The sequence below is a fragment of the Pseudomonas sp. TWI628 genome, assembly GCF_039673865.1.
In the GTDB taxonomy this organism is placed as follows: domain Bacteria; phylum Pseudomonadota; class Gammaproteobacteria; order Pseudomonadales; family Pseudomonadaceae; genus Aquipseudomonas.
In genome coordinates this window covers 121,551-136,029 of record NZ_JBDJMM010000005.1, presented here as the reverse complement: position 1 = coordinate 136,029, position 14,479 = coordinate 121,551, and the positions used below count along the sequence as shown (strand labels likewise).

The 14,479-nt window shown below is 63.2% G+C and carries 19 protein-coding genes; 8 read left to right on the top strand and 11 right to left on the bottom strand.

Annotated features, from left to right (window positions below; translation table 11 throughout):
- Positions 1–15 precede the first annotated feature (15 nt).
- The gene (locus ABE528_RS05620; RefSeq protein WP_152958470.1) at positions 16–249 is read right to left on the bottom strand and encodes a DUF1161 domain-containing protein; all 234 of its coding nucleotides are present in this window, start codon (positions 247–249) and stop codon (positions 16–18) included.
- 73 nt (positions 250–322) lie between these two features.
- Positions 323–748: an OsmC family protein gene (locus tag ABE528_RS05615; RefSeq protein ID WP_152958472.1), complete on the bottom strand. Its 426-nt coding sequence runs from the start codon at positions 746–748 to the stop codon at positions 323–325.
- 153 nt (positions 749–901) lie between these two features.
- On the opposite strand from ABE528_RS05615, the gene ABE528_RS05610 reads away from it, so the two are divergent.
- A complete protein-coding gene (locus ABE528_RS05610) occupies positions 902–1,906 on the top strand; it encodes an LLM class flavin-dependent oxidoreductase (RefSeq protein WP_152958474.1) in 1,005 nt (334 codons plus the stop codon).
- A 37-nt stretch (positions 1,907–1,943) separates the two neighbouring features.
- Here ABE528_RS05610 and ABE528_RS05605 read toward each other — a convergent pair whose 3' ends face one another.
- Both ABE528_RS05605 and ABE528_RS05600 read right to left on the bottom strand, forming a co-directional pair.
- The gene (locus ABE528_RS05605) at positions 1,944–2,165 is read right to left on the bottom strand and encodes a DUF1161 domain-containing protein (RefSeq protein WP_152958476.1); all 222 of its coding nucleotides are present in this window, start codon (positions 2,163–2,165) and stop codon (positions 1,944–1,946) included.
- 103 nt (positions 2,166–2,268) lie between these two features.
- The gene (locus ABE528_RS05600) at positions 2,269–2,484 is read right to left on the bottom strand and encodes a dodecin (protein ID WP_003253076.1); all 216 of its coding nucleotides are present in this window, start codon (positions 2,482–2,484) and stop codon (positions 2,269–2,271) included.
- Positions 2,485–2,634: 150 nt separating this feature from the next.
- Between ABE528_RS05600 and ABE528_RS05595 the strand changes: the two genes are divergently transcribed.
- On the top strand, positions 2,635–2,958 hold the full coding sequence (locus ABE528_RS05595; RefSeq protein ID WP_027917148.1) for a DUF883 family protein: 324 nt from the start codon (positions 2,635–2,637) through the stop codon (positions 2,956–2,958).
- Here ABE528_RS05595 and ABE528_RS05590 read toward each other — a convergent pair.
- Positions 2,955–3,851 (bottom strand): LysR family transcriptional regulator, encoded by an 897-nt coding sequence (locus ABE528_RS05590; RefSeq protein WP_152958478.1) that lies wholly within the window; start codon positions 3,849–3,851, stop codon positions 2,955–2,957. The two genes, ABE528_RS05595 and ABE528_RS05590, sit on opposite strands and share 4 nt — an antisense overlap.
- 110 nt (positions 3,852–3,961) lie before the next feature.
- On the opposite strand from ABE528_RS05590, the gene trpB reads away from it, so the two are divergent.
- Together trpB and trpA are read left to right on the top strand one after the other, a co-directional pair.
- On the top strand, positions 3,962–5,179 hold the full coding sequence (trpB, locus tag ABE528_RS05585; protein ID WP_346652406.1) for a tryptophan synthase subunit beta: 1,218 nt from the start codon (positions 3,962–3,964) through the stop codon (positions 5,177–5,179).
- Entirely contained in the window at positions 5,176–5,985 is an 810-nt protein-coding gene (gene trpA / locus ABE528_RS05580) for a tryptophan synthase subunit alpha (RefSeq protein WP_346652405.1), read from the top strand. Before trpB ends, trpA begins: the two co-directional genes overlap by 4 nt.
- A 40-nt stretch (positions 5,986–6,025) precedes the next feature.
- Here the strand turns inward: trpA and ABE528_RS05575 are convergent, their stop codons facing one another.
- Positions 6,026–6,358, bottom strand: coding sequence for a DOPA 4,5-dioxygenase family protein (locus ABE528_RS05575; RefSeq protein WP_346652404.1), 333 nt, complete (start codon positions 6,356–6,358; stop codon positions 6,026–6,028).
- Between the two features lie 55 nt (positions 6,359–6,413).
- On the opposite strand from ABE528_RS05575, the gene ABE528_RS05570 reads away from it, so the two are divergent.
- On the top strand, positions 6,414–6,959 hold the full coding sequence (locus ABE528_RS05570; RefSeq protein ID WP_346652403.1) for an NADH-flavin reductase: 546 nt from the start codon (positions 6,414–6,416) through the stop codon (positions 6,957–6,959).
- 32 nt (positions 6,960–6,991) lie between these two features.
- Here ABE528_RS05570 and ABE528_RS05565 read toward each other — a convergent pair whose 3' ends face one another.
- The gene (locus ABE528_RS05565) at positions 6,992–7,891 is read right to left on the bottom strand and encodes a LysR family transcriptional regulator (protein WP_152959282.1); all 900 of its coding nucleotides are present in this window, start codon (positions 7,889–7,891) and stop codon (positions 6,992–6,994) included.
- Positions 7,892–7,999: 108 nt separating this feature from the next.
- Between ABE528_RS05565 and betC the strand changes: the two genes are divergently transcribed.
- Both betC and choX read left to right on the top strand, forming a co-directional pair.
- Positions 8,000–9,517 carry a choline-sulfatase gene (gene betC, locus ABE528_RS05560; RefSeq protein WP_346652402.1) on the top strand — a complete coding sequence of 506 codons (1,518 nt, stop codon included), beginning with the start codon at positions 8,000–8,002 and terminating at the stop codon, positions 9,515–9,517.
- 14 nt (positions 9,518–9,531) lie between these two features.
- Positions 9,532–10,455: a choline ABC transporter substrate-binding protein gene (choX, locus tag ABE528_RS05555; RefSeq protein WP_346652401.1), complete on the top strand. Its 924-nt coding sequence runs from the start codon at positions 9,532–9,534 to the stop codon at positions 10,453–10,455.
- A 121-nt stretch (positions 10,456–10,576) separates the two neighbouring features.
- On the opposite strand, the gene aroE is transcribed toward choX, so the two are convergent.
- A complete protein-coding gene (aroE, locus tag ABE528_RS05550; RefSeq protein WP_346652400.1) occupies positions 10,577–11,401 on the bottom strand; it encodes a shikimate dehydrogenase in 825 nt (274 codons plus the stop codon).
- A gap of 25 nt (positions 11,402–11,426) precedes the next feature.
- Positions 11,427–12,338, bottom strand: a complete 912-nt coding sequence (hemF, locus tag ABE528_RS05545; protein ID WP_110638928.1) for an oxygen-dependent coproporphyrinogen oxidase — start codon at positions 12,336–12,338, stop codon at positions 11,427–11,429.
- Between the two features lie 135 nt (positions 12,339–12,473).
- Between hemF and ABE528_RS05540 the strand changes: the two genes are divergently transcribed.
- The gene (locus ABE528_RS05540) at positions 12,474–13,451 is read left to right on the top strand and encodes an NADPH:quinone reductase (RefSeq protein ID WP_346652399.1); all 978 of its coding nucleotides are present in this window, start codon (positions 12,474–12,476) and stop codon (positions 13,449–13,451) included.
- Between the two features lie 146 nt (positions 13,452–13,597).
- Here ABE528_RS05540 and ABE528_RS05535 read toward each other — a convergent pair whose 3' ends face one another.
- Positions 13,598–13,729, bottom strand: a complete 132-nt coding sequence (locus tag ABE528_RS05535) for a hypothetical protein (protein WP_256669538.1) — start codon at positions 13,727–13,729, stop codon at positions 13,598–13,600.
- Between the two features lie 155 nt (positions 13,730–13,884).
- Positions 13,885–14,442, bottom strand: a complete 558-nt coding sequence (locus tag ABE528_RS05530) for an L-threonylcarbamoyladenylate synthase (RefSeq protein ID WP_152959277.1) — start codon at positions 14,440–14,442, stop codon at positions 13,885–13,887.
- Positions 14,443–14,479 lie beyond the last annotated feature (37 nt).

The window sequence follows — 14,479 nt, the reverse complement described above, 5'->3', positions numbered from 1 at the left end:
TGCGGCCCCAATCATTTATCGGTCGTTCTTCTGGTAAATGATCTTCTTCGTCCCGCCCTCACAGCTGCCAACGACCATGTTCTGATCCTTGACCTCACTGTTGGGCACGATTTCCAGGGTATAGGACGTCACACCCTGGGCCTGGATCTTGGCTTCGATCTCAGCCTTGAGTTCTTCGCACGGTTTCACCGCCGCCAATGCAGAAGTGGCCACAAGCGAAGCCAGCACGGCGATTGCTACGCGAATCATGGAACGGCTCCTGGCAAGGCAGCTGCGCTGCCGACGCTGTTTAGACTACAGCAAACCGTCGCCGTTGCGCCGCCTAGCCCACCAATGCAGCGTCCAGGGTGATCTTCGCGTTGAGCACTTTCGACACCGGGCAACCGGCCTTGGCCTTGTTGGCGATTTCGAGGAACTGCGCCTCGCTGGCCCCCGGCACCTTGGCCTTGAGGATCAGGTGCACGGCGGTGATGGCAAAGCCGTCGGGTTGCTTGTCCAGCGTGACTTCGGCAATGGTATCGATGCGATCCGCAGTGAGCCCGGCCTCACCGAGCATCATCGACAGGGCCATCGAGAAGCAGCCGGCATGGGCAGCGCCGATCAGCTCTTCCGGGTTGGTCCCCGGCGAGCCCTCGAAACGGGTGTTGAAGCCATAAGGGTTCTGCTTGAGTGCCCCGCTTTCGGTGGAAAGCAGGCCTTTGCCATCCTTCAGGCCACCTTGCCAGATCGCCGATGCTGTCTTTTTCATGATGCCTCCTGGTCATAGGGTTACTACCTACATTTTCGAGGCCTGCGTCTTACAGCAAGTTCAGAGCAATCACACAGTGAGCATTGAATCCTTCGAATCTGCCCATACAGAGTTCTAAAGGCCTCCGGGCCAACCACTCTTGCGGAGGCTCCAATGACGCAGCTGCGTGACCTGAAGATATCCACCCTTGACTTGGTGCCGGTGCGCGCCGACCAAGGCCCGGCGCAATCGCTGCACAACTCGCTGGACCTGGCCCGGCATGTCGAGCGGTTTGGCTACAACCGCTTCTGGGTGGCCGAACACCACAACATGGACGGCATCGCCAGCTCGGCCACCTCGGTACTCATCGGCTACCTGGCCGGCGGCACTTCAACCATTCGCGTCGGCTCCGGCGGCATCATGCTGCCCAACCATGCGCCGCTGGTGATCGCCGAGCAGTTCGGCACATTGGCCAGCCTGTATCCCGGGCGTATCGACCTGGGCCTGGGCCGTGCACCAGGCTCCGACCAGATGACTGCCTACGCCTTGCGCCGCGACCGCGCCGGCAGCGCCGATGACTTCCCGGATGACGTCGAGGAGCTGTCGCGCTACCTTGGCCCGCGGACCGATGATCAAAAAGTGATCGCTGTGCCCGGTCACGACACCAACGTGCCCCTGTGGCTACTCGGTTCCAGCCTGTTCAGCGCGCAACTGGCCGGCATGCGCGGCATGCCGTATGCCTTCGCTTCGCATTTCGCCCCGCGCTACATGCATGAGGCGATCCGCATCTATCGCGACCATTTCAAGCCGTCGACCACGCTGGACAAGCCCTATGTGATGCTGGGGATTCCGATGGTTGTGGCGGAAACCGACGAAAAAGCCGAATACCTGGCAACCTCGGTGTACCAGCGAATCCTGGCGCTGATCCGTGGCCAGAGCCTGATGCAAAAACCGCCAGTACCCAGCATGGACGGGCTATGGCTGCCCCATGAGCGCGATGCCGTGGGGAGCTTCCTCGGCCTGGCGATGATCGGCAGCCCGCAGAAGGTACGGGCCAAAGTGGAAGTGCTGCTGGAGCAGACTGGGGCGGATGAGCTGATCTTCACCTGTGATCTGTATGAACATGCGGACCGGATTCGGTCGTATGAGCTGATGGCACAGGCGCTGAAGGCCGAGTAAGTATCTTCGCGGGCAAGCCCGCGAAGAATCCAGCGCATTAGCCGCGGCGGTAGACAATCTCCTTGCTACCGCCCTCACAGCTGCCGATTACCTTGCCAGCCGGCTCACCTTTCTTGACGATTTCCAGCTTGTAACCCTTCACACCCTTGGCATCGAGCTTCGAGGCGATCTCGGCCTTGAGCTCTTCACAGGGTTTGCCGGCGGCCATCGCCCCACCGGCCAGCACCATCAAACCCAACGCCAGCATCAGTTTCTTCATCGATCGCATTCCTTGTACAGATGAGAAGACCAGAAGGGCGCCGCCAAGGCGCCCTCCGGTGTTATAACGCCATCACGCAGGGCTATTCCAGCCCGGGAATGTTTCAGCTGTTGGCGATGCGGAAGCCAACCTTCAGCGTGACCTGGAAATGCGCCGCCTTGTTGTCGCGGATATGGCCACGGGTATCGACCACTTCGAACCACTCCAGGTGCTTGATGCTCTTGCCGGCTTCGGCCAGGGCATTGTTGATCGCCTCTTCGATGCTGGTGGGCGAGGAACCCACCAGCTCGATCTTCTTGTAAGTGTGATGATCGGTCATGAGCGTTCTCCTTGGGTGACAGTGAGATTGAGCCTAGCAGTGCAAGCCCGGTTTACCTGCGAGCGGCTGCCCTTTGCCAAAGTTCGATCGCACTTTTGCGCACCCCCGGGGTCGCAATCCTTACAGTCCATACTGCAAAGGAGAGTCAACATGCACCGCAACTCGCTGCGTAAAACGTCCCTGGAAAGCATGGAAGCGGAGATCGAAAGCCTCCTGAAAAGCCTGGAGAACCTGAAGCACGATGCCTCCGAGGAAACCCAGAAGTCAGTGAAGGCGATGCGCAGCAACGCCGAAAGCGCGCTGCGCCATTCACGCAGCCTTATCAGCGATGCCTATGAAGAGGTGAAAGAACGCACCCGCCAGACCGGTATCGCCACCCGCGACTACGCCCAGGAGCACCCGTACACCACCGCAGGCGTTGCCATTGGCGCGCTTGGCCTGCTGGCGGCGTACCTGCTGTGCAAGCGCAACTAAGCGCTCTGCCTGGCCAGTTCGGCGCGTAGCCACTGCGCCAGTTGCTCGGCGCGCCCATCTGCGGCGCGCCGAGGCACCCACAACGCCAGCGCTGCAGGCGTCGGCGAAAAGCCCCACGGTGCACTCAAACGTCCGGCTCGCAGGTCATCGGCAACCAGTGGTTGGGGAGCAATCGCCACCCCAAGGCCGGCAACCGCTGCCTCCAGCAAGTAATACAGATGCTCGAACGCCTGGCCGTATTTCAACGCGCCAGCGTCCAGACCTTGTTCAGATGCCCAGGTGGGCCACGCCTGCGGGCGTGAAGTGGTATGCAACAGGGCTTCGTCCAGCAGGGCCTTGGCGGGTGCTGCCTGCAAGCGGTCGAAACCGGCGAAATGCGGGCTCAGCACAGGGCCGATGCGCTCTTGCGCCAGCACATGCACCTGCATGTCCGCTGGCCACGGCGGTTCGGCATACACCAGCAACGCATCCAGCCCAGGCCGGCGCGGGTCGAGGTCGCCTTCACCCGCCGACAGGTGCAGGCGCAACTCGGGCAAGTCAGCCTTCAGCCGCCCCAACCTGGGGATGAACCAGCGCGCCAGCAGGCTGCCGGAACAGCCCAGCACAAACGGCGCCTCGCTCACATCGCGGCTCAACTCGGCGCACACGCTGCGCAGGCGGTCGAACGCCTCGCCGCTGGCATCACGCAATCGCATGCCGGCATCTGTGAGTTTGATGCCGCGCCCGTCCTTGATGAACAGGGCCACGCCCAGGTGCTCTTCAAGCACCTTGATCTGCCGGCTGACGGCGCCATGGGTGACGTGCAGCACTTCGGCCGCCTGGCTGACGCTGTTGAGCCGGGCAGTGGCCTCGAAGGCCCGCAGGGCGTTGAGGGGAGGGAGGTCGTGGGCCATTTTACCTGTGAGTTTTTCTGACAAGTTTACGCAATCTTATCGGTTTTCAGCCGGGCTTGCCGTGGTTAGAGTAAAGCCCATCACTCATTGATTACGCCTTGGAGCGCCCCATGACCCAGTCCCAATACCGTCCCGGCCCCGACGCCAACGGCCTGTTCGGCTCGTTCGGCGGCCGCTACGTGGCCGAAACCCTGATGCCGCTGGTGCTGGACCTGGCCCGCGAATACGAAGCGGCCAAGGCCGACCCCAAGTTCCTCGAAGAACTGGCCTACTTCCAGCGCGACTACATCGGCCGCCCGAACCCGCTGTACTTCGCCGAGCGCCTGACCGAGCGCTGCGGCGGCGCGAAGATCTTCTTCAAGCGTGAAGAGCTCAACCACACCGGCGCACACAAGGTGAACAACTGCATCGGCCAGGTGCTGCTGGCCAAGCGCATGGGCAAGAAGCGCCTGATCGCCGAAACCGGCGCCGGCATGCACGGCGTGGCCACCGCCACCGTGGCTGCGCGCTTCGGTTTGCCTTGCGTGATCTACATGGGCGCCACCGACATCGAGCGCCAGCAGGCCAACGTGTTCCGCATGAAGCTGCTGGGCGCCGAGATCGTCCCGGTCACCGCCGGCACCGGCACCCTGAAAGACGCCATGAACGAGGCCCTGCGCGACTGGGTCACCAACGTCGACGACACCTTCTACCTGATCGGCACCGTGGCCGGCCCGCACCCGTACCCGGCGATGGTCCGCGACTTCCAGTCGATCATCGGCAAGGAAACCCGCGCCCAGCTGCAAGAGAAGGAAGGCCGCCTGCCAGACAGCCTGATTGCCTGCGTGGGCGGTGGCTCCAACGCCATGGGCCTGTTCCATGAATTCCTCGAAGAACCAAGCGTGCAGATCATCGGCGTCGAAGCCGGCGGCCACGGCGTGCACACCGACAAGCACGCCGCCAGCCTGAACGGCGGGGTACCGGGCGTACTGCACGGCAACCGCACCTACCTGCTGCAGGACGAAGACGGCCAGATCACTGACGCCCACTCGATTTCCGCCGGCCTCGACTACCCGGGCATCGGCCCGGAGCACGCCTACCTGCATGAAGTGAAGCGCGTCGAGTACGTCAGCATCACCGACGACGAAGCACTGGATGCGTTCCATGCTACCTGCCGTCTGGAAGGCATCATTCCGGCCCTGGAAAGCTCCCACGCCCTGGCCGAAGCGATCAAGCGCGCACCGAACCTGCCCAAGGATCACCTGATGGTGATTTGCCTGTCCGGCCGCGGCGACAAAGACATGCAAACCGTGATGAACCACATGGCAGCCCAGGAGAAACAGGCATGAGCCGTCTTGAACAACGCTTCGCGCAGCTGAAGGCCGAAGGCCGCTCCGCGCTGGTCACCTTCGTCACTGCTGGTGACCCGGGCTATGACGCTTCGCTGCAGATCCTCAAGGGCCTGCCGGCTGCCGGCGCCGATGTGATCGAACTGGGCATGCCGTTCACCGACCCGATGGCCGATGGCGTGGCCATCCAGCTCGCCACCCTGCGCGCCCTGGAAGCCGGCCAGACCTTGGCCAAGACCCTGCAGATGGTTGGCGAATTCCGTGTGGATAACCACACCACGCCGATCGTGCTGATGGGTTACTACAACCCGATCCACCGCTTCGGTGTGGATAAGTTCGTTGCCGAAGCCAAGGCTGCCGGCGTCGATGGCCTGATCATCGTCGACCTGCCACCTGAGCACGACGCCGAGCTGGCCACCCCGGCCCAGGCTGCAGGCATCGACTTCATCCGCCTGACCACCCCGACCACCGACGATGCACGCCTGCCGCGCGTACTGGAGCGCAGCTCCGGGTTCGTCTACTACGTGTCGGTGGCGGGCGTGACCGGTGCCGGTTCCGCGACTACCGAACACGTGACCGAGGCGATTGCCCGCCTGCGTCGGCATACCGACCTGCCGATCAGCGTCGGTTTCGGTATCCGTACTCCGGAGCAGGCTGCCGCGATCGCACGCTTGGCCGATGGTGTGGTGGTAGGTTCGGCGCTGGTGGACAAGATTGCCCAGGCCAAGGAACCCGGTCAGGCCGTCAAAGACGTGCTGAGCCTGTGCTCGGCACTGGCTGAAGGGGTGCGCGGCGCTCGCCGCTGATCCACCTCGCCTTCATCGCCGGCAAGCCGGCGATGAAGATCTAGCCCCCGAAGATCGACAGATCCAGCGGCCTCACAGCCCCCATCCAGATCGCATGATCCCGGTGATCCGCCAGCTCATCCCCGGTCAGCGGATGCAGAAACACCACCAAGCCCTTCCGATACAGCGCCAGCCAAGGCAGTACCACCCCTACGAACTCCGGCTCGAAAGCCAGCTGGCAGCTCCAATCCGGGTGCGGGCCGACCGGTTTCTGGTGCATACGCCCCATGGTCACGGGAAACAGCCGCGCCGCCTCCTCGCACAGCTCACGGGCCTGCTCGAAGGTGGATGCGTCGTAGTACACGTGGGCGTGGTAGCCCTTGATCCTCTGCACGATAACTCCTGATTGCGGTCCAACCATCACCCCCACCTGCAAAGGGAGTGATGCGGTGAAAAATGCCGAAACCCCAGTGTTCAAACTGGTGTTGTTCGGGGCTGAAAGCAGCCTGGGCAACGCCCTGATGATCGAGTTGCTGGCGCGCCAGCACGAAGTCATTGCGGTAGTCGACGACCTCAACCGCCATGCGCCGCGCCCTGGCCTGCATTTCAAGATAGGCGGGCTGGGCGATGCCGACCAGGCGGAGCAGGGCGCGGCAGGGGGCTCCGCAGTGATTGCCCTGCTGGCGCCGGGCGATCTGGCGGCGCAGGCGCGGGCGAGCGGAGCGCTAGTGGTCGGGCTTGCCCGCACGACTATACGCCGGCTGTTGCTGGTGGGCGATTTTGATGTGCTGGATGTGCCGGGTAAGTACAGCGAAGAACAGCGCGAAGCGGTTGATGAAGTGGTCAATAGGCTGCAGCGCAGTGCGTTGCACTGGACGCTGATCAACATGCCGCCAACGCTTGCGGATGAGGGCCTGGCACGCGTGGCGGCGGGGATGGTGGATATGCTGGAACTGGACCTGCATCGGGGCGAGCATTTGAACTTCGTGGTCTAGCTTACCGGGAGCTGCGCAGCCCCCCACGGATGTCACAGGCTGCGCTCTCGCTCCAGCCAATCCACAAACCGCTCGATCAACGCCCCACGCCGTTTACGCGGCGGCAGCACCGCGTAATACCCCCGCGCCGACCGCAAACTCCCCTCCAACGGCCGACACAGCAACCCTTGCTCCACCAGCCCATCAACCAGGTGGCCCCAGCCAATCGCCACTCCTTGCCCGGCAATCGCCGCCTGAATCAGCAGTGTGTAGTTATCGAACCGCAACTGCCCAGCCGGCGGTGGGCTGGCCACGCCAAAGCCGCGAAACACCCCCGCCCAGTCAAACCAGCGACTAGCCTGCTCACCGCGCAAGTGGAGCAACGGCAATCGCTGCAAAGCCACGGCTGACAAGGGTTTGCCATGAATCAGCCGCGGGCTGCAGACCGGGAAAACCTCCTCATCGAACAACCAGCGGCTTTCGCCCTGATGAAAGCGCCCATCGCCGAACAGCACCGCCACATCGATATCCGGGCGTAGCATCCCCTGGCTGCGCTCACCCGTCACCAGGCTCACATCGACCTGTGGATAAGCTTCGTGAAAGCGCTGCAGCCGTGGCATCAGCCAGAACGCCGCAAAAGCAAAGTCGGTGGCCACCTGCAGCACTTCCCGCTGGCCACGCCCACTGGCCAAGGCAATGCCGTCATCCATGGCTTGCAAACCTTGATGCACCTGCTCGAACAGCAGCTGGCCCGCCTCGGTCAGCTCGATGCCGCGGTAGATACGGTCGAACAGGCGTGTGCCCAGCTGCGCCTCCAGGCGCTTCACCTGCTGGCTAACCGCCGGTTGCGTAGTGCCCAGTTCCAGCGCCGCTGCGGTAAACCCACGCAAGCGGGCTGCGGCCTCGAACACACGCAAGGCATCCAGCGACAACTCGGCAAGGTGATCAAACATAAGCTCAGCTAATCCCAGACATTGCCCGCCATGGGCTTTACCCATGTTATCCACAGTCGCATCTTGGTAGGCAAGCGGTTCGCATAACCCTAAACGATGGAAGCCACCATGACGCGCCCGAATATCCTGTTCATCATGGCCGACCAGATGGCCGCGCCCCTGCTGCCGATCTACGGCCCTTCGCCGATCCAGATGCCCCATCTGAGCCGCCTCGCCAAGCAGGCAGTGGTGTTCGACTCGGCCTACTGCAACAGCCCGCTGTGCGCACCGTCACGCTTCACCCTGGTCAGCGGCCAGCTGCCGAGTCGCATCGGCGCCTACGACAACGCGGCCGATTTCCCCGCTGACGTGCCGACTTATGCACACTACCTGCGCCGCCTGGGCTACCGCACCGCGCTGTCGGGCAAGATGCATTTCTGCGGCCCGGACCAGTTGCACGGCTACGAGGAGCGCCTGACCAGCGACATCTACCCGGCTGACTACGGCTGGGCGGTGAACTGGGATGAGCCGGACGTGCGCCCGAGCTGGTACCACAACATGTCCTCGGTGCTACAGGCTGGGCCCTGCGTGCGTACCAACCAGCTGGACTTCGACGAGGAGGTCGTCTTCAAAGCACGCCAGTACCTCTACGACCATGTGCGCGAAAACGATGGCCGGCCGTTCTGCCTGACCGTGTCCATGACCCATCCGCACGACCCGTACACCATCCCCAAGCGCTACTGGGATCGCTACGAGGCTGTGGATATCCCCATGCCCCACGCCGAATTCAGCCAGACCGAACTCGACCCGCATTCGCAACGCCTGCTCAAGGTCTACGACCTGTGGAACAAACCGCTGCCTGTGGACAAGATCCGCGACGCCCGCCGCGCCTACTTCGGCGCCTGCAGCTACATCGACGACAACATCGGCCAGCTGTTGCAGACCCTGGAAGAATGCAACCTGGCCGACGACACCCTGATCGTGTTCTCCGGTGACCATGGCGACATGCTCGGCGAGCGTGGGCTCTGGTACAAGATGCACTGGTTCGAAATGTCGGCGCGTGTACCGTTGCTGGTCCACGCACCCAAACGCTTCGCCGCAAGCCGGATCGGTGCCTCGGTATCGACCTGCGACCTGCTGCCAACCCTGGTGGAACTGGCCGGCGGTGCTGTGGATAACCAGCTGCACCTGGATGGCCGCTCACTGCTCGGCCACCTGCAAGGGCAAGATGGCCACGACGAGGTCATCGGTGAATACATGGCCGAAGGCACCGTCGGCCCGCTGATGATGATCCGCCGTGGGCCGTACAAATTCGTGTACAGCGAAGATGACCCCTGCCTACTCTATGACCTGAGCCGCGACCCGCACGAGCGGGAGAACCTCACCGGCAGCCCGGACCATCAGGCGCTGCTGCAGGCATTCGTCGATGAAGCACGCCAGCGCTGGGATATTCCCACCCTCCGCCAGCAAGTCCTGGCCAGCCAACGCCGCCGTCGACTGGTGGCCGAGGCGCTGGCCATCGGCAAACTGAAAAGCTGGGACCACCAACCCCTGGTGGATGCCAGCCAACAGTACATGCGCAACCATATCGATCTCGACGACCTCGAGCGCAAGGCACGTTATCCACAGCCCGCACCTATGGATTGAGAAGAGAGGCCGCCATGCACAAGTTCTCCACCATCGTATTCGCCGTGGCGCTAGCCACTGCCACGGCCCATGCCGCCGACGGCGACGCACAATGCAGCACCGTGAAAATGGCCGACCCCGGCTGGAGCGACATCGCCTCGACCAACGCTGTCGCCCGGCTGCTGCTGGAAAGCCTCGGCTACCAGGTGAAGATCGACAGCCTGGCGGTGCCGATCATCTACGGCGGCCTCAAGGACGGCCGGGTCGATGCCTTCCTAGGCAACTGGATGCCGGCGCAGCAAGGTTTCCATGACAAGTTCATCGCCAATGGCGATGTGCAGCAGCTGTCGCGCAACCTGGAAGGCACCGAGTTCACCCTGGCGGTACCGGATTACGTATGGAATGCCGGGGTGAAGGATTTTGCCGACCTGCAGAAGCACGCCGACCAGTTCGACAAGAAGCTGTACGGCATCGGCTCAGGCGCGCCTGCGAACTTGTCGCTGAAGGAGATCATCGACAAGAACGAATTCAACCTTGGCCAGTGGAAACTAGTGGAGTCCAGTGAGCAGGCGATGCTGGCGCAGGTCGACCGGGCGGTGAAGAAGCAACAGTTCATCACCTTCCTCGGCTGGACGCCGCATCCGATGAACGTGAAGCTGAAGATGCATTACCTGACTGGCGGGGAGAAGTGGTTTGGCAGCAAGGGCGAGGTGTTCACGCTGACCCGCAAGGGTTATCCACAAGCCTGCCCCAATGCAGCGAAGCTGCTGGGCAACCTGAGTTTCACCCTGGACATGGAAAACACCATCATGGCCGAGGTTGTGGATAAGAAGGTGAGCTACGATGAGGCAGCCAAGGCCTGGATCAAGCAGCATCCCGAGCGGCTGGAAGGATGGTTGGCCGGGGTGACCACCAAAGCCGGTGGCGATGCTCTTGAGGCCGTCAAAGCCAAGCTTTGACCTGCACCGGCCTCATCGCCGGCAAGCCGGCTCCTACAGGGATATCACAATACCTGAAGTTGGCACTGTACCTGTGGGAGCTGGCTTGCCTGCGATGGGCCGCAAAGCGGCCCCGACAATCTCAGCCCCGAGCGAGTTGGCGGCGCAGTTCAGCAAGCACTGGTGCCGTATCCGGCCGTACTCCACGCCAGATAAAGAAGGCCTCAGCCGCCTGCTCAGCCAGCATCCCCAAGCCATCCAGCACCTTGGCCGCACCCAGCTGGGTGGCCCACTGGCAGAACGGCGTCGGCTCCTTGCCATACATCATGTCGTAGCACACCGTGCGCCCCGCCTCGACCAGGCTGTCGGCAATCGGCGGCAGCTCACCGGCCAGGCTTGCCGAAGTGGCGTTGATGATCACGTCCACCGGCTCCTGCAACCAGGCAAACCCGCTTGCCACCACGGGCCCCAGTTCATCGAACTCCCGCGCCAATTGCTCGGCCTTTTCCACGGTACGGTTGGCGATTACCAGCGACTGCGGCTGGTGCGCCAGGATCGGCTCCAGCACGCCGCGCACGGCACCGCCAGCCCCGAGGATGAGAATGCGCTTGCCGGCCAGTTCGACCCCGGCGTTCATCGTCAGGTCGCGCACCAGGCCGGCGCCGTCGGTGTTATCGCCCTGCAGGGTGCCGTCGGCCAGCTTGCTCAGCGTGTTCACCGCACCTGCACGCTGGGCCCGCGGGGTCAGGCTGTCGCACAGGCGGTAGGCTTCTTCCTTGAACGGCACGGTGACATTGCCACCGCTACCTTGCTTGAAGAAGCCGCGTGCGCAGTCACTGAACTCGTCCAGCGGTGCCAGCAGGGTCGAGTACTCCAGGTCCTGGCCGGTCTGTTCGGCGAACAGGCGGTGGATCAGCGGCGACTTGCTGTGGCCGATGGGGTTACCGAAAACAACGTACTGGTCCATGGCGATTCCTTGTTTATCCACAGGCTTACTGGCCGAGCCAGTCGCGGTCCTGCAGGAAGTATTCGGTCAGGCGTGCTTCCTCACTACCGGGCGCGGCCTTCCAGTCGTAGCCCCAGCGCACTTGCGGCGGCAGCGACATGAGGATCGACTCGGTACGGCCACCAGACTGCAGGCCGAACAGGGTGCCACGGTCATAGACCAGGTTGAACTCCACGTAGCGGCCGCGGCGGTATTCCTGGAACTCGCGCTGCTGCGGGGTGAAGGGGGTGTTCTTGCGGCGCTGGACGATCGGCAGGTAGGCCTCGACGTAGGCGTCACCGATGGCGCGCAGGAAGGCGAAGCAGGTGTCGAAGTCCCACTCGTTCAGGTCGTCGAAGAACAGGCCGCCGATGCCACGCGGCTCGCCGCGGTGCTTGAGGTGGAAGTAACGGTCGCACCAGGCCTTGTAGCGCGGGTACACGTCGGCGCCGAACGGCGCGCAGGCCTGTTCGGCCACGCGGTGCCAGTGGATGCAGTCTTCCTCGTTGCCGTAGTACGGGGTCAGGTCGAAGCCGCCGCCGAACCACCAGACCGCCTCTTCACCTTCCTTCTCGGCGATGAAGAAGCGCACGTTGGCATGGGACGTCGGCACATGCGGGTTGTGCGGGTGGATCACCAGCGACACGCCCAAGGCCTCGAAACCACGACCCGCCAGTTCCGGGCGGTGGGCGCTGGCCGACGGCGGCAAGCCGGCGCCGAACACGTGGGAGAAGTTGACCCCGCCTTTCTCGATCAACTTACCGTCGCCGATCACCCGCGTACGGCCCCCGCCACCGGCTTCGCGCACCCAGGCATCCTCGACGAAGCGGGCGCCGCCGTCTTCGGCTTCGAGGGCAGAGCAGATGCGGTCTTGCAGGTCGAGCAGGTAGGCTTTCACGGCCTCGGTGCGGCTAGTCATCGGGTCACCAGGAACGGGCAGGGAAGAATTCGCCGCGTAGCATACCACCGCCGGCGCGCGCGCCGCAGTTGACGGCGATCAAGCAAAGGCGTCCGATAGAAGGCCTTTTCCCGATCCCGACAACAGGAGTGCGAGATGGCCAAGCGTATCCAGTTCAGCCAGCATGGCGGCCCGGAAGTGCTGCAGCTTGTGGAATTCGAACCCGCCCCACCCGGGCCGCAGCAGGTGCGCGTGCGTAACCATGCGATCGGCCTGAACTTCATCGACACTTACTTCCGCAGCGGGCTGTATGCACCGCCGTCCCTGCCTTCTGGCCTGGGTACTGAAGCGGCGGGCGTGGTCGAGGCAGTGGGCGAGGGCGTGACCCGCCTGAAAGTTGGCGACCGCGTGGCCCATGCCGGTGGCCCTCTTGGTGCCTACAGCGAAGTGCATACGCTGCCGGAGGCCAATCTGGTCAAGCTGCCTGACAACATCAGTTTCGAGCAGGCGGCAGCGGTGATGCTCAAGGGGCTGACCGTGCAGTACCTGCTGAAACAGACTTATGAGGTAAAACCGGGTGACGTGATCCTGTTCCATGCCGCCGCAGGTGGCGTGGGGTCGCTGGCGTGCCAATGGGCCAAGGCCTTGGGCGCCAAGCTGATCGGTACCGTAAGCTCCGCCGAAAAGGCTGAGCGGGCCAAGGCGCTAGGGGCTTGGGCGACCATCGACTACAGCCGCGAGGACGTGGCCAAGCGGGTGCTGGAACTGACCGATGGCCAGAAGTGCCCGGTGGTGTATGACGGCGTCGGTGCCGACACCTGGCTGACCTCGCTGGACTGCCTGCGCCCGCGCGGGTTGATGGTGAGTTTCGGCAATGCCTCGGGCGCGGTGAGTGGGGTGAACCTGGGAATTTTGTCGGCTAAGGGGTCGCTGTATGTGACCCGGCCGACATTGGCGACCTATGCGAATAATGCCGAGAACACCCAGGCTATGGCGGATGACCTGTTTGCGATGATTGGCAGTGGCAAGCTGGTTGTGGATATCCAGCAACGGTATCCGTTGAGTGAGGCGGCGAAGGCGCAGGCGGAGCTGTCGGCGCGCAGGACCGTCGGCTCTACCGTTTTGCTGCCTTGAGCCGAACACTGCTCTCAAGCCAGTAGATACTCCCCCTGTGGGAGCGGGTTCACCCGCGAAGAAGGCGCCGCGGAGCATGGCACCGGCTTCGCCGGTGTTCGCGGGTGAACCCGCCCACAAGTCCAGCATCTGCCTTGAGTACAGCGCTACCCCTGTGAGGGCTGCTTCGCCGATGTTGGTGTCGTCTCGATACCATCGAGAATCGCTTCAATCACACCCTCCGCCATTTCAATCGCATGCAGGTTCGACCAGAACATGCCGCGGCCTTCTTCGCGCATGTTAGAAAAATCGGCGCAGGCTTGGCCCTAACCTGTGGGAGCGGGCATGCTCGCGAACACGGGCGAAGCCCATGCCATGTACCGCGCTGGATTTTTCGCGGGCACGCCCGCTCCCACAAGGGACCAAGTCCACCCGCCAGGCCTGTGTGTAGGTATCAGCCCGGGCGAACGACTTCGCCAGTAGCAAGGTTGCGAATCACACTCGGATTCTTCCGCCCCCCCAGCGCCCCACCGAGCACCAGGTCCAGCTGGCCATGGAAATACTGCTCCACCCGCAACCGGCTCTTCGCCGCCGGGCGCCCGCCCGGATTGCACGAGGTGGAAATCAGCGGCCCAACCAATGCGCACAGCTCGCGCACCTGGGGATGATCACTGACCCGCAATGCCACGGTGTCATGCTGCCCGGTCACCCACTCCGGCAACAGGTCCTGGTGCGGCACCAGCCAGGTGTTCGGCCCCGGCCAGGTGCTGCCCATGCGATCAATCCAGTCCTGGGGAAAATCTTCGAACAGGAAATCGAACTGGCGGATGTTGTCGGCAATCAGGATCAGCCCTTTATCCACAGGCCGCGACTTCAGTGCCAGCAGGCGATACACCGCGTCCTCGTTCCATGGGTCGCAGCCCAGGCCCCAGACCGCTTCCGTCGGGTAGGCGATGACTGCGCCCGCCCGGATCTCACGTGCGGCTTGTTGCACACGAAAACTGCTCACCATTTGCGTCTCTCCGCCTTTTAACCTTGCTTGCGCGCAG